17 protein-coding genes are annotated in these 23,782 nt (G+C 61.8%); 8 read left to right on the top strand and 9 right to left on the bottom strand.

The features are described 5' to 3' along the window. Positions 1-14: 14 nt before the first annotated feature. From HAQ05_RS18695 to cspD, 3 genes are all read right to left on the bottom strand, one after another. Positions 15-455, bottom strand: a complete 441-nt coding sequence (locus tag HAQ05_RS18695) for an NUDIX hydrolase (protein WP_190423269.1) — start codon at positions 453-455, stop codon at positions 15-17. Positions 456-522: 67 nt separating this feature from the next. Continuing rightward, positions 523-2,748, bottom strand: coding sequence for an NADP-dependent isocitrate dehydrogenase (locus tag HAQ05_RS18690; protein ID WP_190423267.1), 2,226 nt, complete (start codon positions 2,746-2,748; stop codon positions 523-525). A gap of 522 nt (positions 2,749-3,270) precedes the next feature. Beyond that, positions 3,271-3,528: a cold shock domain-containing protein CspD gene (gene cspD, locus HAQ05_RS18685; RefSeq protein ID WP_190423265.1), complete on the bottom strand. Its 258-nt coding sequence runs from the start codon at positions 3,526-3,528 to the stop codon at positions 3,271-3,273. 226 nt (positions 3,529-3,754) lie between these two features. Here cspD and clpS point away from each other — a divergent pair, with 226 nt between their 5' ends. Together clpS and clpA are read left to right on the top strand one after the other, a co-directional pair. Beyond that, complete coding sequence (clpS, locus tag HAQ05_RS18680; protein WP_190423263.1) at positions 3,755-4,117, top strand: ATP-dependent Clp protease adapter ClpS; 363 nt, start codon at positions 3,755-3,757, stop codon at positions 4,115-4,117. 29 nt (positions 4,118-4,146) lie between these two features. Beyond that, positions 4,147-6,417: an ATP-dependent Clp protease ATP-binding subunit ClpA gene (gene clpA, locus HAQ05_RS18675; RefSeq protein WP_190423261.1), complete on the top strand. Its 2,271-nt coding sequence runs from the start codon at positions 4,147-4,149 to the stop codon at positions 6,415-6,417. Positions 6,418-6,505: 88 nt separating this feature from the next. Here the strand turns inward: clpA and infA are convergent, their stop codons facing one another. From infA to aat, 3 genes are all read right to left on the bottom strand, one after another. After that, complete coding sequence (gene infA, locus HAQ05_RS18670; RefSeq protein ID WP_002553999.1) at positions 6,506-6,724, bottom strand: translation initiation factor IF-1; 219 nt, start codon at positions 6,722-6,724, stop codon at positions 6,506-6,508. A 244-nt stretch (positions 6,725-6,968) separates the two neighbouring features. After that, a complete protein-coding gene (locus HAQ05_RS18665) occupies positions 6,969-7,676 on the bottom strand; it encodes an arginyltransferase (protein ID WP_190423259.1) in 708 nt (235 codons plus the stop codon). Between the two features lie 58 nt (positions 7,677-7,734). Continuing rightward, positions 7,735-8,454 (bottom strand): leucyl/phenylalanyl-tRNA--protein transferase, encoded by a 720-nt coding sequence (gene aat, locus HAQ05_RS18660; protein WP_190423257.1) that lies wholly within the window; start codon positions 8,452-8,454, stop codon positions 7,735-7,737. A gap of 356 nt (positions 8,455-8,810) precedes the next feature. Between aat and HAQ05_RS18655 the strand changes: the two genes are divergently transcribed. The 5 genes from HAQ05_RS18655 (at position 8,811) to cysG (ending at position 16,122) form a co-directional block, all read left to right on the top strand. Further along, complete coding sequence (locus HAQ05_RS18655) at positions 8,811-11,354, top strand: DNA translocase FtsK (RefSeq protein ID WP_190423255.1); 2,544 nt, start codon at positions 8,811-8,813, stop codon at positions 11,352-11,354. Between the two features lie 56 nt (positions 11,355-11,410). Next, on the top strand, positions 11,411-12,034 hold the full coding sequence (lolA, locus tag HAQ05_RS18650) for an outer membrane lipoprotein periplasmic chaperone LolA (protein WP_190423253.1): 624 nt from the start codon (positions 11,411-11,413) through the stop codon (positions 12,032-12,034). A 6-nt stretch (positions 12,035-12,040) separates the two neighbouring features. After that, positions 12,041-13,372 carry an AAA family ATPase gene (locus tag HAQ05_RS18645; RefSeq protein WP_190423251.1) on the top strand — a complete coding sequence of 444 codons (1,332 nt, stop codon included), beginning with the start codon at positions 12,041-12,043 and terminating at the stop codon, positions 13,370-13,372. A gap of 74 nt (positions 13,373-13,446) precedes the next feature. Next, the gene (serS, locus tag HAQ05_RS18640) at positions 13,447-14,727 is read left to right on the top strand and encodes a serine--tRNA ligase (RefSeq protein WP_190423250.1); all 1,281 of its coding nucleotides are present in this window, start codon (positions 13,447-13,449) and stop codon (positions 14,725-14,727) included. Next, on the top strand, positions 14,728-16,122 hold the full coding sequence (cysG, locus tag HAQ05_RS18635; protein WP_190423247.1) for a siroheme synthase CysG: 1,395 nt from the start codon (positions 14,728-14,730) through the stop codon (positions 16,120-16,122). A 45-nt stretch (positions 16,123-16,167) separates the two neighbouring features. Here the strand turns inward: cysG and HAQ05_RS18630 are convergent, their stop codons facing one another. Genes HAQ05_RS18630 through mexE form a run of 3 tightly spaced genes read right to left on the bottom strand, consistent with a single transcriptional unit; the run spans position 16,168 to position 22,028 of the window. Then, a complete protein-coding gene (locus HAQ05_RS18630) occupies positions 16,168-17,598 on the bottom strand; it encodes an efflux transporter outer membrane subunit (RefSeq protein ID WP_190423246.1) in 1,431 nt (476 codons plus the stop codon). Continuing rightward, positions 17,595-20,771: an efflux RND transporter permease subunit gene (locus tag HAQ05_RS18625; protein WP_190423244.1), complete on the bottom strand. Its 3,177-nt coding sequence runs from the start codon at positions 20,769-20,771 to the stop codon at positions 17,595-17,597. The genes HAQ05_RS18630 and HAQ05_RS18625 overlap by 4 nt, the downstream gene beginning before the upstream one ends. A gap of 24 nt (positions 20,772-20,795) precedes the next feature. Then, positions 20,796-22,028, bottom strand: coding sequence for a multidrug efflux RND transporter periplasmic adaptor subunit MexE (mexE, locus tag HAQ05_RS18620; protein ID WP_190423242.1), 1,233 nt, complete (start codon positions 22,026-22,028; stop codon positions 20,796-20,798). A gap of 818 nt (positions 22,029-22,846) precedes the next feature. Between mexE and HAQ05_RS18615 the strand changes: the two genes are divergently transcribed. Continuing rightward, entirely contained in the window at positions 22,847-23,701 is an 855-nt protein-coding gene (locus tag HAQ05_RS18615) for an alpha/beta hydrolase (protein ID WP_190423240.1), read from the top strand. Positions 23,702-23,782 lie beyond the last annotated feature (81 nt).

Raw genomic sequence — 23,782 nt, 5'->3', positions numbered from 1 at the left:
CCTGACTGGTGCCCTCAGTCGCACACCACGTCCAAGGGGTAGGCGCCCCTTTCAAGGTAGTCGTCCAGGCAGCGCAGCACCAGTTCGCTGCGCCAGCGGTTGGCGGCTGCGGCCAATTGGTCGCGTGTCAGCCACACAGCACGCAATATGCCATCATCCAGGGCGCGGTGTGGGTCGTGGCGCAGCGGGTGGGCGCTGAAGCATACACGTTGGTAGGTTACGCCGTTGCTTGGGGCGGTATACAGGTAGATGCCGCTGACGCCGGTCAGCGCCACGGACCAGGCGGTCTCTTCGAGGGTTTCACGCAGCGCCGCCTGGCGCAGGGTTTCGCCGGCTTCGAGGTGGCCCGCGGGTTGGTTGAGTACGTCGCGCCCGGCCTTGTGCTCTTCGACGAACAAAAAACGCTCGCCGTCCTGCACCAAGGTGGCGACGGTGATATGGGGCTGCCAGCTCATTGCACGCTCTTCATGAAAAAAGAACCCCGGCGCGGGCCGGGGTTCGGTTCGCGGCGCGGGCGCCGCGTTATTTCAGCGACGCGATGGCGGCGTTGAGGGTGGCGCTAGGGCGCATCACCTCACTGGCCGCTTTCGGGTCGGCGAAGTAGTAGCCGCCGATATCCACGGGCTTGCCTTGTACAGCGCCAAGCTCGGCGACGATGGTGTCTTCGTTGTCGGCCAAGGTTTTTGCCAAGGGGGCGAACAACTGCGCGATGGCGGCGTCTTCGTTCTGCGCGGCCAGGGCCTGGGCCCAATAGGTGGCCAGGTAGAAGTGGCTGCCGCGGTTATCGATACCCCCCACTTTGCGGGCTGGCGACTTATTGTTGTCAAGGAACTGGCCGGTGGCTTTGTCCAGTGTACTGGCTAGCACCTTCGCCTTGGGGTTGCTGTACTGCTGGCCCAGGTGCTCAAGGGAAGCCGCCAATGCCAGGAATTCGCCCAGCGAATCCCAGCGCAGGAAGTTCTCCTCGACCAATTGCTGCACGTGCTTGGGCGCCGAGCCGCCCGCGCCTGTCTCGAACAGCCCACCGCCGTTCATCAACGGCACGATCGACAGCATCTTGGCGCTGGTGCCCAGTTCCATGATCGGGAACAGGTCGGTCAGGTAGTCACGCAGCACGTTACCGGTAACCGAAATGGTGTCTTTGCCGGCGCGGATCCGCTCCAGCGACACGGCCATGGCCTCGACCGGCGTCAGTATGCGGATGTCCAGGCCGTTGGTGTCGTGGTCCTTGAGGTATTTTTCAACCTTGGCGATCACCTGCGCATCGTGGGCACGGGCGGGGTCGAGCCAGAACAGCGCAGGGGTGTTCGACAGCCGTGCGCGATTAACTGCCAGTTTTACCCAGTCCTGGATGGGCGCGTCTTTGGTTTGGCACATGCGGAAAATGTCGCCGGCTTCCACGGGCTGCTCCATCAGAACCTTGCCCTGGGTGTCGGTCACGCGGACCACGCCGGCCGTGGCCAACTGGAAGGTTTTATCGTGCGAACCGTATTCCTCGGCCTTCTGCGCCATCAGGCCGACGTTAGGTACGCTGCCCATGGTGGTGGGGTCGAACGCGCCGTGTTGCTTGCAGTCTTCGATCACGGCCTGGTAGATGGTTGCATAGCAGCGGTCGGGAATGATCGCCTTGGTGTCTTGCAACTGGCCTTCAGCGTTCCACATGCGCCCGGAGTCGCGAATCATCGCCGGCATCGAGGCGTCGACGATCACGTCGCTGGGAACGTGAAGGTTGGTGATGCCCTTGTCGGAGTTGACCATCGCCAGCGCGGGGCGCTGGGCATATACAGCCTTCACATCGGCTTCGATGGCGTCGCGCTGTTCGGTCGGCAGCTTCTGGATGCTGGCGTAAAGGTCACCGATACCGTTGTTGGGGTTGAAGCCGGCCTGCTGCAATGCCGACGCATGTTTGCTCAGCGCATCGGCATAAAATACTTCGACAAATTGGCCAAACATGATCGGGTCGGAAACCTTCATCATGGTGGCCTTCAGGTGCACCGAGAACAGCACGCCCAACTGCTTGGCGTCTTCGATCTGGGCGGCGACGAATTCGCGCAGCGCCTTTTTGCTCAACACGGCCGAGTCGATGATCTCACCGGCCAGCACGCTGGTTTTTTCCTTCAGCACCGTGGTGCTGCCGTCGTTAGCCACCAGCTCGATCTTCACGGCGCCATCGCGCTCGATCAGCGCGGCCTTTTCGCTGCCATAGAAGTCGCCGGCTTGCATATGGGCAACGTGGGATTTGGAGTCGGCCGCCCAGGCGCCCATTTTGTGCGGGTGCTTGCGCGCATAGTTCTTGACCGACAACGGCGCGCGGCGGTCGGAGTTGCCTTCACGCAGTACCGGGTTCACGGCGCTGCCCTTGATCTTGTCATAGCGCAGGCGGGCGTCTTTCTCGGCCTCGCTGGCCGGGGTGTCGGGGTAGTCGGGGACGTTGTAGCCCTTGGCCTGCAATTCTTTGATAGCGGCCTTTAGTTGCGGTACCGAGGCGCTGATGTTCGGCAACTTGACGATGTTGGCTTCCGGTGTGGTGGCCAGTTGGCCCAGTTCGGCCAGGTCGTCGGTTACCTTGCGTTCGCCCAGTTGCTCGGGGAAGCTCGCCAAGATACGGCCCGCCAGGGAGATGTCGCGGGTTTCGACGGCGATATCGGCGCAAGCGGTAAACGCTTCGATGATGGGCAGCAGGGAGTAGGTGGCCAGGGCCGGGGCTTCGTCGGTGAAGGTGTAGATGATTTTCGAACGGGTGGGCATATCAGGTTAACTCTCTGTTTTGCTGAGCATGCTGGGCGGCTCGAATGCGCAGGGTAGGCGCTTGCGATCAGGGGCCGAGCCCGTGGCCGCAAGTCGAGACGGCTTCGCGGTGATGGTGGGTGCATCAGTCGAGCGTCAAGCGGTCGCGCCGGGGTTACGGCGTAACCTTCTGAAACAAATGACCAGACCGGCGAACCTCGGCAAGGCGGCGATCAAGGCCCTGCGGCGCCCATGACCCGGCGGTCACCGGCGAAGTATATCAAACCTTGCGTCTTAAGCATCAAGACCAAAGGTGGAGGCGTGTCTCTGGCGTTGGCCGTACGCTTATGTCCGCGCCCTGTGTTGCCGGGTGGCGCCTGGCCCGGCCACAACACTGATGGATCAATATTGGTGCGAACGTCGATACATAACGCTAGGCAGATGGGGAACGGCGAATCAGAGGGAATAGGGAGAATGGCCGGGACAGCGCCCCGCAGAAAGCTCGAAAACCGGCGCCGCCGGTTTTCGCCGTGGTGGTGGTGGTCAGGCGGGCGCGCGCGCCGTGATCTCAGCGGGCGCCGGCGAACGGATCGCTTCGCTGGCCGCACTGATGTTCACCGCGTGCAGCCCTTTAGGCCCCTGGACGATTTCGAATTCCACGGGCTGGCCGGCTTTCAGGGTTTTGTAGCCGTCCATCCGGATGGCTGAAAAATGAGCGAACAAATCCTCGGACTTGCCCTCTTCGTTAATGAACCCGTAGCCCTTGGCATTGTTGAACCACTTGACTTTGCCGATCAGCATACCCATATCCCTCTGCAAAGACCCCTTCTGTGGGGTATCATCCACCTGGCCCGCGCGCCGGCAAAAAAAATTTTATTTGACGGCGCGGACCTTTATTCCCCAATGTGGGTTCTACTGTTTGTAACACCGTTTTGCCGATAGTCAAGGTCATGCGGCGGCCGAGTATCAATCCCGACATCACTCCAACCCTCAACCTTTTATTCGCTGAACGATGAACCGTCTTCCCATGCATGCATCGAACCGAATTCGACTAACATTCAATCAGGATCGCCCGCTGCCCGGTGAGGACGACGCAGCGGGTGTGGCGGTGCAGGAATCCAAGCCTGCGCTGCAAGCACCGCCAATGTACAAGGTGGTGTTGTTCAACGACGACTACACGCCTATGGATTTCGTCGTCGAGGTTCTGGAAATGTTCTTCAACCTCAATCGCGAACTCGCGACCAAGGTAATGCTGACCGTCCACACCGAAGGGCGGGCGGTATGCGGGTTGTACACCCGGGACATCGCCGAGACGAAAGCCATGCAGGTCAACCAATACGCCAGGGAAAGCCAGCATCCGCTACTCTGTGAAATCGAGAAGGACGGTTAGACGCCGACCACTTGGTATGAGGTGAAGCTATGTTAAACCGCGAGCTCGAAGTCACCCTCAACCTGGCCTTCAAGGAAGCGCGCTCCAAACGTCATGAATTCATGACGGTCGAGCACCTTCTGTTGGCCTTGTTGGATAACGAGGCGGCCGCGACCGTTCTACGGGCCTGCGGCGCGAACCTCGATAAACTCAAGCATGACCTGCAAGAATTCATCGATTCGACCACGCCGCTGATTCCGGTGCACGACGAAGACCGGGAAACCCAGCCGACCCTGGGCTTTCAACGGGTGCTGCAGCGTGCCGTGTTCCATGTGCAAAGCTCGGGCAAACGCGAAGTGACCGGTGCCAATGTGCTGGTGGCGATCTTCAGCGAACAGGAAAGCCAAGCGGTGTTCCTGCTCAAGCAGCAAAGCGTTGCGCGTATCGATGTGGTCAACTACATCGCCCATGGCATCTCCAAGGTGCCGGGGGCGGGCGATCATTCCGAGGGTGAGCAGGAAATGCAGGAAGACGAGGGTGGTGAGGCTTCTTCCTCAGGCAATCCTCTGGATGCCTATGCCAGCAACCTGAACGAGCTAGCGCGCCAGGGCCGTATCGACCCGCTGGTGGGCCGCGAGAACGAGGTGGAGCGCGTGGCGCAGATCCTCGCCCGCCGGCGCAAGAACAACCCGCTGCTGGTCGGCGAAGCCGGGGTAGGTAAAACCGCCATTGCCGAAGGGCTGGCCAAGCGCATCGTCGACAGCCAGGTGCCAGATCTGCTGGCCAACAGTGTGGTGTATTCACTCGACTTGGGGGCCCTGCTCGCCGGCACCAAATACCGCGGCGATTTCGAAAAACGCTTCAAGGCGTTGCTCGGTGAGCTGCGCAAGCGCCCGCAGGCGATCCTGTTCATCGACGAAATCCACACCATCATAGGTGCCGGCGCGGCGTCAGGGGGGGTAATGGATGCCTCCAACCTGCTCAAGCCGCTGCTTTCCAGCGGTGAGATTCGCTGTATCGGCTCGACCACCTTCCAGGAATTTCGCGGCATTTTCGAGAAGGATCGCGCATTGGCGCGGCGTTTCCAGAAAGTCGACGTGGTCGAGCCGTCGGTGGAAGACACCATCGGCATCCTGCGAGGGCTGAAAGGCCGTTTCGAGCAGCACCATGAAATCGAATACAGTGACGAGGCGCTGCGCGCCGCCGCGGAATTGGCGTCGCGCTACATCAATGATCGGCACATGCCTGACAAGGCCATCGACGTTATCGACGAAGCCGGGGCGTACCAGCGCCTTCGGCCGGTGGAGCAGCGGGCCAAGCGCATCGATGTGCCGCAGGTCGAAGACATCATCGCCAAGATCGCGCGTATTCCGCCTAAGCATGTGAGCACCTCCGACAAAGAGCTGCTGCGTAACCTGGAACGGGATCTGAAGCTCACCGTGTTCGGCCAGGACGCCGCCATCGACTCGCTGGCCACGGCTATCAAGTTGTCCCGGGCCGGGCTCAAGGCCCCGGACAAGCCAGTAGGCTCGTTCCTCTTCGCCGGCCCGACCGGCGTGGGCAAGACCGAAGCGGCGCGGCAGTTGGCCAAGGCCATGGGTATCGAATTGGTTCGCTTCGACATGTCCGAATACATGGAGCGCCACACGGTGTCGCGTTTGATCGGCGCGCCGCCCGGTTATGTGGGCTTCGACCAAGGGGGCTTGTTGACCGAGGCGATCACCAAGCAGCCGCATTGTGTGTTGTTGCTCGATGAAATCGAGAAGGCCCACCCGGAAGTCTTCAACCTGCTGTTGCAGGTGATGGACCACGGTACCCTGACCGACAACAACGGGCGCAAGGCGGATTTTCGCAATGTGATCCTGATCATGACCACCAATGCCGGCGCGGAAACCGCTGCGCGCGCCTCGATCGGCTTTACCCAGCAAGACCATTCCACCGATGCCATGGAAGTGATCAAGAAAAGCTTCACACCGGAATTTCGCAACCGCCTGGACACCATCATCCAGTTCGGCCGGCTTAATACTGAAGTCATCAAGAGCGTGGTCGACAAGTTCCTTACCGAACTACAGGCCCAGCTCGAAGACAAGCGTGTGTTGCTCGACGTCACCGACGCGGCGCGCGGCTGGCTGGCAGAGAAAGGCTACGACGCGCAAATGGGCGCCCGACCCATGGCGCGCTTGATCCAAGACAAGATCAAGCGCCCCTTGGCCGAAGAGATCCTGTTCGGCGAACTGTCCGAGCACGGCGGCACTGTGCACGTCGACCTTAGGGATGGTGATTTGGTGTTCGACTTCGAGGTGGCCGCGGAACTGGCCTGATTGCAGGCCGGTTCACTGCCACAGCGCAGCGAACGTTTTGCCCAATGAAAACGCCCGGCATTGCCGGGCGTTTTCATTGGGAAGGGGGTCAGCGGGCGCGGTAGGTGATGCGGCCTTTGCTGAGGTCGTAGGGGGTCAGTTCAACCCGGACCTTATCGCCGGTCAGGATGCGGATGTAGTTCTTGCGCATTTTTCCAGAGATGTGCGCGGTAACGACGTGCCCGTTTTCCAACTCCACGCGGAACATGGTGTTAGGCAGGGTGTCGACGACAGTGCCTTCCATTTCGAAGCTGTCTTCTTTCGACATGCAGTAAAACCCTCGGTATCCCAGTTAGTGGCCTGGAGCAATCCAGGCCGCGTGAAAACGACTGCGCTAGGCCAGGCGGCGTAGGTGTGGCGGCCTTGAATGCTCATTTACGCTGGGTAAACTTCGCTTCGTCGGCAGCTCGCCTTGCCTCTGCATTGCTCGCTACGCGTTCTCGCGGCTTGTTTTCGCGCCAGGCAAAAAGTGGCGCGTATTGTGCCGAAAAACTGACCGCACGCCAAGGACTTCAGTTCAATGTGACCCAACGCTGGTTGATTAGCAGCTCGATGGGCCGGTACTGGGTCTTGTAGTTCATCTTCTTGCAGTTCTTTATCCAGTAGCCCAGGTAAACGGCGTCCAGTTGGAGGCGCAGCGCCTCGGCCACCTGCCAGAGGATTGCAAAGCGCCCCAGGCTGCGGCGTTCTTCGTCGGGCTCGTAGAAGGTGTAGACCGCCGACAGGCCATTGGGCAGGATGTCGGTCACGGCCACCGCCATCAATTGTTCGCCCCGGCGGAACTCGAAGAAACGGCAGAACGGCAGGTCGCGCACCAGGAAGGTAGAGAATTGCTCTCGGCTGGGCGGGTACATGTCGCCGTCGGCATGGCGTTGCTCGATATAACGCCGGTACAGGTCGAAGTATTCTTCGGTGAAGCGCGGCGTGCTGCTGAGCACGGCCAGGTCAGCGTTGCGCTTGAGAATGCGCCTTTGCGCCCGGGTCGGGATAAAGTCATCGGCCGGGATACGCGCCGGCACGCAGGCATTGCAGCGCTGGCAATGTGGGCGGTATAGGTGGTCGCCGCTGCGCCGAAAGCCCATCTCCGACAACTCGGCATACACGCTCGCGTCCATCGGCTGGCTGGGGTCGAGAAACAGCGTGGTGGCCTGTTCCTCGGGCAAATAGCTGCACGAATGGGGTTGAGTGGCATAAAACTTCAGGCGCGCCAGCTCAGTCATGATCAACCCTCGGTTGATGCGTTTTCTCGTCAGTGTAAGCCAGTGCCACGGCAAACGCCTAGTGCGGTGGTTCAGCCCCAATGCCCGGTACACCCCCATGTGGGGTCCACCGCACATCGCTGGGTTGGTCGGCGTAAGTGTGTAAGCACGCTGCGAACTCGCGCCGGCTGATGGCCTGGGCCCCTAAGCTGTGCAAGTGCTGGGTGGGCATTTGGCAATCGATCAGTACGAAACCGGAACGTTCCAGGTGCCGGACCAGCGTCACGAAGCCGACCTTCGAAGCGTTGTCGGCGCGGCTGAACATCGACTCGCCGAAGAATATCTTGCCCATGGCCAGCCCATACAGGCCGCCCACCAGTTGCCCGCCTTCCCACACCTCGACGCAGTGGGCGATGCCTTGCTCATGCAACTGGATATACGCCTGCTGCATCTTGGGGGTGATCCATGTGCCATTGGCGTAGCTGCGCGGCGCGGCGCAGGCGCGGATAACCGCCGGGAAGTCACGGTCGAAGCTCACCTCGAAGCGCTGCTGGCGCAGCACCTTGGCCAGGCTGCGGGAAATATGCAGTTGTGCCGGGCGCAACACGGTGCGTGGGTCCGGGGACCACCACAAAATCGGCTGGCCCTCCTCGAACCACGGGAAAATGCCCTGGCGGTACGCCTGAACCAGCCGTTGCGGCGAAAGGTCGCCCCCGGCGGCGAGCAAGCCGTTCGGTTCGCGCAGGGCGCGCTCGATTGGCGGGAAGCTCAGGTCGTTACGGTCAAGCCAGGTCAGCATGGAAGGGGCCTACGTCGCGCAAGGGGAGGGGGCAGTATCGTGGCTACGGTGCGTGGCGTCGACCCTCTGGCGCTGCGTTTTGCCCTGCCGCCGCGGAACCTGCGTGTGCGCACCGTGGTCAACGGGGCAGCGGGCTAAGGTCTTTTTGTAATTTCTGCTTATAAGCCTTTGTCAGCAAAGATAATGCATGGTCAAATCGAAGCCTCAGGCCGTTGATCGCGCTCGTGGCGTTCAGCCAGCGTGGCAAGGCGCCCACAAAGCCGTACAATACGCCCCGGCCCGTTTATGTTGACGGTGCGGCCTGTGGTAGGTTTTTTATCCGTAAAGCGCACCTGGCGCGCAGGAAAGCACGTGTTTTGAAGAAGTCGACCGCTACACCCCATACCCTTCCGGCTTGGCGCCTGCAACTGCATTACCGCCTCAAGGAAGGTGCCTTGATCGCCATGGGCGCGTTGTGCCTGTACCTGTGGATGGCCTTGCTCACCTATGACCAGGCCGACCCCGGCTTCAGCCACCCGAGCAATGCGCTCCAGGTGCAGAACGCCGCGGGCCGTGCTGGCGCCTATGCGGCCGACATCCTGTTCATGGTAGTGGGGTACTTCGCCTATATCTTCCCCTTGTTGCTCGCCATCAAAACCTGGCAGATCTTCCGCGAACGCCACCAGCCTTGGCAGTGGAGCGGCTGGTTGTTCTCTTGGCGGCTGATCGGGCTGGTGTTCCTGGTGCTCTCAGGGGCGGCGTTGGCGCATATCCATTTCCACAGTGCCAGCGGGCTGCCCGCGTCGGCCGGCGGCGCCCTGGGTGAAAGCCTGGGCGACCTGGCGCGCAATGCCTTGAACGTACAAGGCAGCACCTTGATGTTCATCGCGCTGTTTCTGTTCGGCCTAACGGTGTTTACCGACCTGTCATGGTTCAAGGTGATGGACATCACCGGCAAGATCACCCTCGACCTGCTCGAGCTGTTCAACGGTGTATTCAGCCGCTGGTGGGCGGCGCGCAGCGAGCGCCGCCAGTTGGTCGCGCAACTGCGCCTGGCCGACGAACCGCCCGTGGCGCCCGCGGTAAAGCCGGCCAAACGCTTGGCGCGCCCGGAAGATGCCACCGTGCAACCGAGCATGGACATGCCGCCCACCAGCGCGCCGGCGCCCCGTGTCGTGGCGCCGGCCGCACCCCGTGCCGAGCCGCGCAAAGAACCGCGTATCGAGCCCATTCTGCCGCCCTGGGAAGACGACGAAAACTCCGAGCCCGTAGCGTTGCAGGTGCGGGCACCAGCGCCCGGTCGGCCGCCGGTCGAACGGCCGCACATGCCGCCCATTGTGCCGTTGTCTTCGGAACACGCCCCCGAGCCTAGCAAGCGCGCACAACAGGAAAAACAAGTGACGCTGTTCGACGCCTCGCTCGAAGGCACCTTGCCACCGTTGTCCCTGCTGGACGCGGCAGAAAAAAAACAAGTGCAATACTCGCCCGAATCGCTGGCCAGTATTGGCCAGTTATTGGAAATCAAACTCAAGGAATTCGGTGTCGAGGTCACGGTAGACTCCATCCACCCCGGCCCGGTGATCACCCGCTACGAAATACAACCGGCCCCCGGCGTGAAAGTCAGCCGCATCGCCAACCTGGCCAAAGACTTGGCGCGTTCGCTGGCGGTAATGAGCGTGCGGGTGGTCGAGGTGATTCCGGGCAAAACCACCGTGGGTATTGAAATCCCCAACGAAGACCGGCAGATCGTGCGTTTCTCCGAGGTACTGCAATCCACCCAGTATGACGACGCCAAATCACCGGTCACCCTAGCGCTGGGCCACGATATCGGCGGCAAGCCGGTCATTACCGACCTCGCCAAAATGCCTCACCTGCTGGTGGCCGGTACGACCGGTTCCGGTAAATCGGTAGGGGTGAATGCAATGATCTTGTCGATTCTGTTCAAGTCCGCCCCGCAGGATGCGCGGATGATCATGATCGACCCGAAAATGCTCGAGCTTTCGATCTACGAAGGCATTCCGCATTTGCTGTGCCCGGTGGTCACGGACATGAAAGACGCCGCCAATGCCCTGCGCTGGAGCGTGGCGGAGATGGAGCGGCGCTACAAATTGATGGCGGCGATGGGGGTACGCAACCTCGCCGGCTTCAACCGCAAGGTCAAGGATGCCGAAGAGGCCGGGGCGCCATTGGCCGACCCGCTGTACCGGCGCCAGAGCATGGAAGACGAGGCGCCACGGCTAGCGACCCTGCCGACCATCGTGGTGGTCGTCGATGAATTCGCCGACATGATGATGATCGTCGGCAAGAAAGTCGAAGAACTGATCGCCCGTATCGCCCAAAAGGCGCGCGCGGCCGGTATCCATTTGATCCTTGCCACCCAACGGCCGTCGGTGGACGTGATCACCGGGCTGATCAAGGCCAACATCCCTACCCGCATGGCGTTCCAGGTGTCGAGCAAAATCGACTCGCGGACCATCATCGACCAAGGTGGCGCCGAGCAGTTGCTTGGCCACGGCGATATGCTTTACATGCCGCCGGGCACCAGCCTGCCGATCCGCGTTCACGGTGCGTTCGTTTCCGACGATGAAGTGCACCGGGTGGTCGAGGCATGGAAAAAACGCGGGGCGCCGGACTACAACGACGATATTCTCGCGGGCGTGGAAGAGGGTGGCGGCGGTTTCGAGGGCGGCACGGGCGGTGGCGACAGTGATGACAGCGAGAGCGACCCGCTCTACGACGAGGCGGTGGCGTTCGTGCTAGAGAGCCGCCGGGCATCGATTTCGTCGGTGCAGCGCAAGCTCAAGATCGGCTACAACCGCGCCGCACGGATGATCGAGGCCATGGAAATGGCCGGGGTAGTCACCCCCATGAACACCAACGGCTCACGCGATGTGGTCGCACCAGGGCCGATGCGCGACTGATACCTGTACGCCTTGCCTGCTGGCGGGGCGTTTTCCTGAATTATCCGAGGAGTTCCATGCGCCTTATTCGCCTATTGTGGGTCGCGGCCCTGGGCCTTGGCGGCACCGCCGCCCACGCCGATGAGCAAGCGGTGAAATCGCTCACCCAACTGCTGGAGCAGGCGCAAACCCTGACCGGTCGTTTTTCCCAGCTCACACTGGACGGCAGCGGTACGCAACTGCAGGAAACCGCTGGCGAGCTGTCGCTGCAGCGCCCCGGCTTGTTTTACTGGCACACCGACCCACCGCAGGAACAACTGATGGTGTCCGACGGCCAAAAAGTGTCGCTTTGGGACCCGGACCTCGAGCAGGTCACCATCAAGAAGCTTGACCAGCGTTTGACCCAAACGCCGGCGTTGCTGCTCTCTGGCGACATTTCGAAGATCAGCCAGAGCTTCGACATCAGCGCCAAGCAAAGCGGTGACGTGATCGACTTCACCCTCAAACCCAAAACCAAAGACACGCTGTTCGATTCGCTGCGCCTGTCGTTCCGCCGTGGCACCCTTAACGACATGCAACTGATCGACAGCGTTGGCCAGCGCACCAACCTGTTGTTCACCGGTATCAAGGCCAACGAGCCGATCCCGGCGAGCATCTTCAAGTTCGACATCCCCAAGGGTGCCGACGTGATCCAGGAATAACCCGGCGTGGCCAGGGACTTGTTTGCCAGCGCCCCGGTGGCTCAGCCGCTGGCCGCGCGCTTGCGCGCCACGAGCCTGGATGAGTACGTGGGCCAGCAACACCTGCTGGCCCGGGGCAAGCCATTACGTGAGGCCCTGGAGCAGGGCGCATTGCATTCGATGATCTTTTGGGGCCCCCCGGGCGTGGGCAAGACCACTCTGGCGCGGTTGTTGGCCAAGGTGTCGGATGCGCACTTCGAAACCGTGTCGGCGGTGCTGGCCGGGGTCAAGGAAATCCGCCAGGCCGTGGAAATCGCTCGCCAGCACGCAGCGCAGTCAGGGCGGCGGACCATCTTGTTCGTCGATGAAGTGCATCGGTTCAATAAAGCCCAGCAGGATGCTTTTCTGCCCTATGTGGAAGACGGCACGCTGATTTTCATCGGCGCCACCACCGAAAACCCCTCATTCGAGCTTAACAACGCTTTGCTCTCGCGGGCACGGGTATACGTGCTCAAGAGCCTCGACGAAGCCGCCATGCGCCAACTGGTGACCCGCGCGCTGAGCGAAGAGCGGGGCCTAGGTGCGCGGCGCCTGCAGTTGGGCGACGACGGTTTCGCGCTGCTGGTGGCGGCTGCGGACGGTGACGGGCGGCGCTTGCTGAACCTGCTGGAGAACGCCGCAGACCTGGCCGAAGACGGTGAGGCCATTTCGGTAGAGCTGTTGCAGAGCTTGCTCGGCGACACTCGGCGGCGTTTCGACAAGGGCGGTGAGGCCTTTTACGATCAGATCTCAGCGCTGCACAAGTCGGTACGCGGCTCCAACCCTGATGGCGCGCTGTATTGGTACGCGCGCATGCTCGACGGCGGTTGCGACCCCCTGTACATCGCCCGGCGGGTGGTGCGCATGGCCAGCGAAGACATTGGCAATGCCGACCCGCGCGCGTTGGGCCTGTGCTTGTCGGCCTGGGACGTCCAAGAACGCCTGGGTAGCCCGGAAGGCGAGTTGGCGGTGGCGCAGGCGATCGTATACCTGGCCTGCGCACCCAAAAGCAACGCGGTGTATAGCGCGTTCAACGCCGCGATGCGCGATGCCGCCGAGCAAGGGTCGCTGGAGGTGCCGCTGCATTTGCGCAACGCCCCGACCAAACTGATGAAGCAACTGGGTTATGGCGAGGAATATCGGTACGCTCACGATGAGCCAGACGCCTACGCCGCCGGCGAAGATTATTTTCCGGAAAATCTTACGCCTCGGCAGTACTATCAGCCCGTGCCACGAGGGCTGGAACTGAAAATCCGGGAAAAGCTCAGCCACCTGGCGGCCCTGGACCAAGCCAGCCCGAAACGGCGCCGCAAGCGCTGAACGCCCCACCCCTGGCGGGCCCCTCTGAGCCAGGCGGCACTGCCCCGAACCTATTGAACACACGAGAGACTGACATGCTCGATTCGAAACTGTTACGCGGCCAGTTACAGGAAGTGGCCGACCGCCTGGCGACCCGGGGTTACACCCTGGACATCGCGCGCCTTGAAGCGCTGGAAAACCAGCGTAAGGCTGCGCAAACCCGCACCGAGCAGTTGCAGGCGGAACGTAACGCGCGCTCCAAGTCCATCGGCCAGGCAAAGGCCCGCGGCGAAGACATCGCCCCGCTGATGGCCGATGTCGAGCGCATGGGCCAGGCGCTGGGCAGCGCCAAGGTCGAACTGGAGGCAATCCAGAACGAGTTGGACGCTATCATGCTCGGTATCCCCAACCTGCCCGATGAAACAGTGCCGGTGGGTGCTGACGAAGAACAGAACGTCGAAGTGCGGCGTTGGGGCACCCCGCGTGAATTCGATTTCCCGGTGCTCGACCACGTCGCGCTGGGTGAGAAGGGCGCTTTGCTCGATTTCGAAACCGCCGCCAAGCTCTCCGGCGCACGCTTTGCCGTGCTGCGCGGGCCGATTGCCCGCCTGCACCGGGCGTTGGCGCAGTTCATGATCAACTTGCACGTGGCTGAGCACGGCTACGAGGAGTGCTATACGCCCTACTTGGTACAAGCGCCGGCCCTGCAGGGGACCGGGCAACTGCCCAAGTTCGCCGAAGACCTGTTCAAGGTCGCCCGCGACGGCGAGGCCGACCTGTACCTGATCCCCACCGCGGAGGTGTCGCTGACCAATTTGGTCGCCGATCGCATACTGGATGCCAAGGACCTGCCGCTCAAGCTCTGCGCCCATACCCCGTGTTTCCGTAGCGAAGCCGGCGCATCGGGCCGCGATACCCGTGGCATGATCCGCCAGCATCAATTCGACAAGGTCGAAATGGTCCAAGTGGTGGAGCCGGGGCAGTCGATGCAGGCGCTGGAAAGCCTGACCGCCCATGCCGAGCGTGTGCTGCAGGCGCTGGAGCTGCCCTATCGTGTGCTGGCGCTGTGCACCGGCGACATGGGCTTCAGCGCCACCAAAACCTATGACCTGGAAGTGTGGGTGCCGAGCCAGAACAAGTACCGTGAGATCTCTTCGTGCTCCAACACCGGCGACTTCCAAGCCCGGCGCATGCAAGCGCGCTGGCGCAACCCGGAAACCGGCAAGCCAGAGCTGGTGCATACCCTCAACGGTTCGGGCTTGGCGGTGGGCCGCACGCTGGTGGCGGTGCTGGAGAACTACCAGCAGGCCGATGGCAGCATCCGCATACCGCAGGTGCTCAAGCCGTACATGGCCGGCCTTGAGGTTATCGGTTGAATGAAGTACCTGCCGCTGTTCCACAAGCTCGCCGGGCACCAGGTTCTGGTGGTGGGCGGGGGCGACATAGCCTTGCGCAAGTCGCGTTTGTTGGTCGATGCCGGCGCGCGCTTGCGGGTGGTGGCCCCGTACATCGACAGCCAGCTCGCGGCGCTGTTGGCCGCCCATGATGGGCAAGCGCTGGCCAGGGAGTATCAAGGCAATGACCAGGACGGCTGCCAATTGGTGATCGCCGCCACCGACGATACCCTGCTCAATGCCCAGGTATCGGCCGAGGCGCATCGGCGCGGCGTGCCGGTGAACGTGGTCGATGCGCCTGCCCTGTGTTCGGTGATCTTCCCGGCGATCGTCGACCGCTCGCCGTTGGTGGTCGCGGTGTCCAGCGGTGGCGATGCACCGGTGTTGGCACGGCTGATCCGTGCGCGGTTGGAAGCCTGGATACCGCCACGCTATGGCGAGTTGGCCGGGCTGGCCGCCAAGTTTCGTGACAAGGTCAAGCAGTTGTACCCGAACGTGAACCAGCGCCGGGCCTTTTGGGAAGAGGTGTTCCAAGGGCCGGTGGCAGACCGCCAATTGGCCGGGCAGGGCGCCGAGGCCGAGCGCTTGTTGCAAGAGCGTGTCGAGGGTGCCCCGCCCCATGCACCCGGCGAGGTATACCTGGTCGGCGCCGGACCCGGCGACCCAGACCTGCTCACGTTTCGGGCGCTGCGGTTGATGCAGCAGGCCGATGTGGTGCTTTATGACCGTTTGGTGGCGCCGGCGATCATCGACCTGTGCCGGCGCGACGCCGAGCGTATCTACGTGGGCAAGCGCCGCGCCGACCACGCCGTACCACAGGAGAAAATCAACGAGTTATTGGTCACGCTTGCCCAGGCAGGCAAGCGGGTGGTGAGGCTCAAGGGCGGCGACCCGTTCATTTTTGGGCGGGGCGGTGAGGAAATCGAAGAACTGGCCGCGCACGGCATTCCCTTCCAGGTAGTGCCGGGCATCACCGCCGCCAGTGGCTGCGCGGCGTATGCCGGCATTCCATTGACCCATCGCGATCACGCCCAGTCGGTGCGCTTCGTGACCGGGCACCTGAAAGACGGCTCCAGCGACCTGCCCTGGCAGGAGTTGGTCGCGCCGGCACAGACCCTGGTGTTTTACATGGGCCTGGTGGGCCTGCCGGTCATCTGCGAGGGTTTGATCCGCCATGGGCGCGCGGCCAACACGCCAGCGGCGTTGATTCAGCAGGGCACTACCGTGCACCAGCGGGTGTTCACCGGCACCTTGGCGAACCTTCCGGCGCTGGTGGCGCAGCACGAGGTGCATGCGCCCACGTTGGTGATCGTCGGTGAAGTGGTGACGCTGCGGGATAAACTGGCCTGGTTCGAAGGCCGTATGGAGACGCTGTAGGGCCGCCAGCGCATGCCCAGCTTGCTGCCGGGCCGCGCCGGCATTTTACCTGGCCGCCACTGCCGCATTGGCCTCCGGCACTTGCCACCCACCGCCCAAGGCTTTGTAGATCGCGACGATGCCGTGGTACAGGTCTTCTTCCCCCAGGGCTTGCGCATCTTCGGCGGCCAGCCGTTCACGTTGGGCATCGAGCAGCACCAGGTAATCCACGCTGCCTTCCTGGTAGCGCACCTCGGCCAAACCAGCGGCCTTGCGGCTCGCCTCGCTTTGGCGGATCAACGAGAGCAGCCGTTGTTGGCGTTTGCCGTAATCGCTGAAAGCGTCCTCGGACTCCTCCAACACCACCAGCACCTGCTGTTCATAGCTGGCCAGCGCCCCCTCGGCATCGGCCTTGGCGCCTCGTATGCGTGCACGCACGCTGCCCAAGTCGAAGGCCGCCCAGGTGATGGTGGGGGTCAGTGTCCAGGCCTGCGCAGCACTGGCGCCCAGTTGCGAGCCGCGGCCCGAGGTGAAGCCTAAAAAGCCTGCTAGGCTCACGCGCGGGAACAAGTCTGCGGTTTGTACGCCGATGCTCGCGGTGGCGGCTGCCAGGCGGCGCTCGGCGGCGCGGACATCTGGGCGCCGCCGCAGCAGCTCGCCCGGGTCGCCGATGGGCAGGGCCTTGGCGATGGCGGGAAGGGCCTTGGGCGAGAGGTCCAGTGTCAGTTGCTCCGGGCGTTGGCCAAGCAAGGTGGCGATACGGTTGCGCGCGCGCACCTGCTCGGCTTGCAGTTGCGGCACGGTGGCTTCCACGCCGGCCAACCGGGCATCGGCGCGGACCACGTCGAGGTCGTTGCCGACCCCGGCATCACGCAGTGTCTCGGTGATTTTCAGCGAGGCTTTTTGATTGTCGAGGTTGGCCAGGGCGATTTTTTCGCGCAGTTGCGCGCCGCGCAGTTGGCCATAGGCATCGACCAACTCGGCGATCATGCTCACCTTTAGCTGCTGCAGGTCGGCCATGGCGGCCGCTTCTTGGGCATCGGAGGCCTCCAGCTCGCGCTGAATACGGCCGAACAGGTCGACTTCCCAGGCCATGTCCAGGCCGGCGTCATAGCGCTCGATATTGGCGCGGTGGTCGGTATAGCCAGGGTCTTGGGCGCGGCCCAGGTTACTGCTGGTGCGCCCGGTGACCACGGGTAACTCATCGTTGGCCACGTCGTCGCGAATCGCCCGCGCCGCCTTATAGCGCGCGAAGGCCACGCGCAGGTCGCGGTTACCCTGCAGGGCCTGGCTTACCAACCGGTTCAACGTCGGATCATCGAACTGTTGCCACCATTGGCTTTCGAAGCGCGAACGGTCGTATTGGGCGTTGCCCATGGGCTGCGCCGCGTCCGCCTGGGCCGGTGCCGTTTGCGGCGCTAGGTAGTCCGGGCCTACTGCACAGGCCGCCAATGCCAGCGCCAACAGGCTGGGTGCAAAGGGTTTGATCAGGTTCATGCTTGCACCTCGTTCAACGCGGGGGCGGCCTTGCGCGCTTGCCGGCGCTCGACGAAGCGGCGGATCAGGTAGAAGAACACCGGGGTCAACAGCAGCCCGAAAAAGGTCACGCCTAACATCCCGGAGAATACGGCCACGCCCATGGCATGGCGCATCTCGGCCCCGGCGCCGGAGGACAGCACCAGCGGTACCACACCCATGATGAAAGCGAAGCTGGTCATCAGAATCGGCCGCAGGCGAAGGCGGCAAGCCTCCAGCACCGCATCGGTCACGCTCATGCCTTCCTGTTGCTTGTCTTTGGCGAACTCGACGATCAAAATCGCGTTCTTGCACGCCAAGCCCACCAGTACGATCAAGCCGATCTGGGTGAAGATATTGTTGTCGCTACCGGCCAGGATCACCCCCGTAATCGCCGACAGCAGGGTCATCGGTACGATCAGGATCACCGCCAACGGCAGGCTCCAGCTTTCGTATTGGGCGGCCAACACCAGGAAGGCGAGCAATACGCACAGCGGGAACACGAGCAGCGCAGTATTGCCCGAGAGAATCTGCTGGTAGGTCAGCTCCGTCCATTCGTAGGTCATGCCGTTGGGCAGTTCCTGCTTGAGCAACTTTTCCACCGCCGCTTGTGCTTGGCCCGAGCTGTAACCTGGGGCCGCCGCGCCGTTGATCTCGGCGGTGACGAAGCCGTTGTAGTGCATCACCCGGTCGGGGCCCGCCGTGGGCTCGACCTTGAGCAGCGTCGCCAGCGGGATCATCTCGCCACGGTTGTTGCGCACTTTCAATTGGCCGATCTGATCGGGCTCCAGGCGAAATCCTTGGTCGGCCTGGACGTTCACCTGGTAGGTGCGGCCGAAGCGGTTGAAGTCATTGGCGTATAGCGAACCCAGGTACACCTGCAATGTGTCGAAAATATCGCTGATGGGCACGCCCAACGTCTTGGCCTTGTCGCGGTCGATATTGGCGTCCACCTGCGGCACATTGACCGTGTAGCTGGTGAACAGCCCTGCCAGCTCCGGTACGCTGTGGCTTTTGTTGATGATGTTCTGGGTTTCCTTGTACAGCGCGTCATAACCCAGGTTGCCGCGGTCTTCGATTTGCAGGCGGAAACCGCCAATGGTGCCCAGGCCCATCACCGGCGGTGGTGGGAAAATCGCCATGTAGGCGTCTTGGATGCTGGCGAATTTACCGTTCAGGGCGCCGGCGATGGCGCCGGCCGACTCGCTCGGGTCTTTGCGCTCTTCGAAAGGCTTGAGCGTCACGAACACCACGCCGTTGTTCGGGCTGTTGGTGAAGCCGTTGATCGAAAGCCCCGGAAACGCCACGGCATCTTCCACCCCCGGTTGCTTCAGGGCGATATCCGACATGCGTTTGATCACGCTTTCGGTGCGGTCGAGGCTCGCTGCATCGGGCAACTGGGCGAAGGCCACCAGGTACTGTTTATCCTGGGTGGGCACAAAGCCAGTGGGGGTGTGGGCAAAACCGAAGTACGAGAGCCCGATCAGCCCGGCATACACCACCAAGGCGATGCCGCTGCCGCGCAGCATTTTGCGCACGGTGCCCACATAGCCGTGGCTGGCACGTTCGAACAAGCGGTTGAAGGGCCTGAACAACCAACCACCGAAGGTGCGCTCCAGCAACCGAGAAAAGCCATCCTTCGGGGCGTTGTGGCCCTTGAGCAACACCGCCGCCAGGGCCGGGGAGAGGGTCAATGAGTTGAACGCCGAGATCACCGTGGAAATTGCGATGGTCAACGCGAACTGCTTGTAGAACTGCCCGGTGAGCCCGGAGATGAACGCGGCCGGTACGAACACCGCGCACAGCACCAAGGCGGTGGCAATGATCGGCCCCGTCACTTCCTTCATCGCCCGTTGCGTGGCAGGCACCGGGTCCAGCCCCAGTTCGATGTTACGCTCTACGTTCTCTACCACCACGATGGCGTCGTCTACCACGATGCCAATCGCCAACACCAAGCCGAACAGCGACAGCGCGTTGAGTGAGAAGCCGAACAGATGCATCACGGCGAAGGTGCCGATCAACGACACTGGCACCGCAGCCAGCGGAATGATCGAAGCGCGCCAGGTTTGCAGGAACAGCACCACCACCAGCACCACCAGCACCAAGGCTTCGAACAGGGTGTGCACCACCGCTTCGATCGAGCCTCGCACGAAGATGGTCGGGTCGTACACGATGCTGTAGTCCATACCCTCGGGGAAGGCTTTTTTCAGCTCGGCCATCTTGGCCCGTACCTGGTTGGAGATGTCGATGGCGTTGGAGCCCGGCCGCTGGAAGATCGGCAGCGCCACCGCTGGCTGGTTGTTGAGCAACGAGCGCAGCGCATACTGGCTCGAACCCAATTCCACACGGGCGATGTCCTTCAAGCGGGTAATCTGGCCGTCGTCACCGGCGCGGATGATGATGTTTTCGAATTCATCCTCGCTGACCAGCCGCCCCTGGGTGTTGATTGCCATCTGGAAACTGGTGGCATTGGGTGCGGGTGGGGCGCCGAGCTGGCCGGCGGCGACTTGGCGGTTCTGCTCGCGAATCGCGTTGACCACGTCGGTGGCGGTGAGGTTGCGTGACGCCGTCTTGTTCGGGTCAAGCCATACCCGTAGGGAATAATCGCCCATGCCGAACAACTGCACGTCGCCCACACCGTCCAGGCGCGCCAGTTCATCCTTGACGTTGAGCACCGCGTAGTTCGACAGGTAGAGCATGTCGTAGCGTTGGTCTGGCGAGGTCAGGTGCACCACCATGGTCAAGTCGGGCGAGGCCTTGTCGACGGTGATCCCCAGGTGGGTGACCTCCTCGGGCAGTTTCGGCTCGGTGCGGGTGACGCGGTTCTGTACCTGAACCTGCGCGTTATCCAGGTCGGTGCCCAAGGCAAAGGTGATGGTCAGCGTAAGCTTGCCATCGGCCGTGGCCTGGGACGACAAGTACAGCATGTGCTCGACCCCGGTGATGGCCTGTTCCAATGGCGCGGCAACGGTTTCACCGATCACCTTGGGGTTGGCACCGGGGAAGTTGGCGCGTACCACGACGGTGGGTGGCACCACTTCGGGGTATTCGCTGATCGGTAACTGGAACAGTGAGATCGCGCCGCCGATCAGGATCAACAACGACAGCACGGCAGCAAAGATCGGCCGGCGGATGAAAAACTGGGAGAAACTCATGGTCGTGTTCCTATAGCCGTTGGCTTAGCCGCGGGGGGAAGCGTTGGCCAGTGTCGGCGTATTACTGGGCTGGCGGTTGGCCGCTTCAAGCAATGCGCGTTGCCGGGCCAAAGCCGCCAGGGTTTGCTCGCTGGCCATGGGCACATCCTCTGGCGCCACCTGAGCCCCTGGGCGCACGCGCTGCAGGCCGTTGACGACAATCCGCTCATCCTTGCTCAGGCCCTTGCGCACGATGCGCAGTCCCTCGAGCTTGGGGCCCAATTCCACGGCGCGATAAGCCAAGGTGTTGTCCTTGCCCATCACCAACACAAACTTTTTGCCCAGGTCGGTACCTACGGCGTCGTCCTTGATCAGCACGGCCTCATAAGTGCCGCTGCCCACCAGCCTGAGCCGGGCATACAGGCCAGGGGTGTACTCGCCTAGGCTGTTGTCGAACACGGCGCGGCCACGGATCGTACCGGTTTGCGGGTTCACCTGGTTGTCAACGAAGTTCATCTGGCCCAGGTGCGGATTACCGTCTTCGTTGGAGAGGCCCATGTACACCGGGGTGGCTTGGCCACGCTGGCCATCGCGGGCCAGTTGGTTGTACTTGAGAAAGGCGCGCTCGTCGGCGTCGAAGTAGGCGTACACCTTGTCGGTAGATACCACGCTGGTGAGGTTGCTGGTGTCAGCGGTCACCAGGTTGCCAGCAGTGATTTCAGCCCGGCCCACGCGGCCGGTAATCGGTGCGTTGACCCGGGTGAAGCTGAGGTTCAGCCGGGCCAGGTCCAGTTGCGCCTGGGTCGCTTGCACCTCGGCACGTGCCGCTTGTTCGGCGGTGTTGCGCGAGTCGACCAATTCGGCGGAGATGGCATTGCTGGCGCGCAGCCGCTCACCGCGCTGGGCTTCATTCTGCGCATTGCTGGCATTGGCCTTGGCTTGCAGCAGCTGCGCTTGCAGGCGATCGACTTCGGCCTGGAACGGGCGGGGGTCGATCTGGAACAACAGGTCGCCCTTGTGCACCAGCGCGCCCTCACTGAATGCTACGCGGTCGATCTGGCCCGACACCCGCGGGCGAACTTGTACGGTTTCCGGCGCCTCCAGGCGGCCGGTGAACTCATCCCATTCGTTCACGGGCTGCTCGAGCACCTTGGCCACGCTCACGGGCGTAGCCGCTGGCGCCGATGCAGCCGGCTCCGGCGCCTTACCGCAAGCCGCCAGCACGACGACAGCCAGCGCCGCTAACGGCACGCGCAGAGGTTTGAGTCCCTCGTCCATGGTAAAACCCGCCTTAATCTTCGGTTAATGAGAATGGGCGGATTCTGGGTGGTAGGCGGGTTTATCGACGAATCGAATGGTCTGAAGATGAATATCACTGAAGATGATGTTAGTACGCATTTAATTAGCAAGCTTGCTAATTAAATGCGTTTCTTTTTGATCGTGGTGGCGTGTTTACATGCGCGGTGCGGCGGCCATCTGGGAAAGCCACCGGCAAAAAATAGAGCGGCCCACTTCTAATACACCACAGCCGTTTCGCAGGCGGCAGGCAGGCGTGGATCGTGTCCCTGGAAATGGTGTAACTGAACCAGCCGAAGTCACCTTGCGGGCGAAGGCGCATGGGCGCGTTGGGGCTCTATGCGGCCTATCACCCTGACCATGCCGTTGCTCTGGCTGCTCGCAGGCTTCCAGTAGATAACGCCTTCGACGTGCCGGAGATTACCATTGTACTCAAAAGCAGCGTGTATCCGGGGGCATTAATGAGAGGGGTAATCAGTGGGAGAGTCTGGAGGGACTTTTGAGTTAAAGCAAAGACCCACGGTACCTCGGTGGCGGCACATCGCTGGGTAATTGCACAGCCGGGCAGATCGAGCATGATCAGCGCGCGGCCATCCAGCGTTGTCGATCAACCCGCGAAGCTGCACGGCATGAATGGAGGCAGGCCGTAATCTGCCAGCTTCGAGCCTGAGATGGCGTGAGGTAGACAATCTGTGTCATCTGCGCGAGCGCGAGCGATTTGGAAGGCAGATAACTTAAGTGAACCAAGACCGCCGTCTCGGCGTTCTCGATTCATTCATCGCCCCTCGTAAGGTCATCGCATGCCAGTTTATCGTTCGTACAATCAGGAAGCACTCGATCATCAATACAACGTGCGTGCCGGTATCCCCGATCATCTGGATATCTTCGCTCGGTGGTCTAGAACGAGCGCTGAATTCCGAAAATACAATGATGTTCGAGAAAGTCTCGCCTATGGAACTGAAGATAAACAGTCATTGGATTTTTTTCCCGCGAAATCGGGTTCCGGAGCAGTGCTGGTCTTTATTCACGGCGGCTACTGGCAGTCCCTCGATAAGTCAGATTTCAGCACCGTCGCTGAAGCGTATCTCGCCGAAGGTATCAGTGTCGCAGTGGTCAACTATCGCCTTGCCCCATCGGTGCGAATGGGCGAAATCATCCATGATAATATGAGCGCCATCGCCTATCTGTATAAAAATTCGGAAGAACTTGGTATCGATGGGAATGCTATCTACCTCAGCGGTAGCTCCGCGGGCGGCCACCTTACGGCCATGCTGGCGGGCGGGGATTGGACGGGATTCGGTGTGCCACAAGACATCGTTGCGGGCGCCTGCGCAATCAGCGGCCTGTATGATCTTGAACCTATCCGCCTCTGCTATCTGAATAAAGTGGTACAACTTGATCAGGAAGAGGTCAGGGAGTACAGCCCAACGCTGCACCTGCCCTCCAAACTGATCCCGTTCATTCTCAGCGTCGGCGGCGATGAGACGGATGAGTTTCACCGGCTTCAAGCGGAATATCAGACACTTTTGAATGCCAAGGGCTTCGATGTTCAAGTTGTTCGTCAACGCGACGGCCACCACTTTGACGCGGTTGATCGACTGGGGAAACCCGGTGAGGACCTTTCGCGCGCCGTGATTGACATGATCAAACGCTAACTCCCGCAATGGGTGACCCGCATAAAGTTATAATCCTGACATCGAACTTTCACCTATTGTTACCTCGCGTATAGAGTGTCT

The organism is Pseudomonas typographi (assembly GCF_014694385.1).
GTDB lineage: Bacteria > Pseudomonadota > Gammaproteobacteria > Pseudomonadales > Pseudomonadaceae > Aquipseudomonas > Aquipseudomonas typographi.
This window is presented reverse-complemented; position numbering and strand designations above follow the sequence as displayed.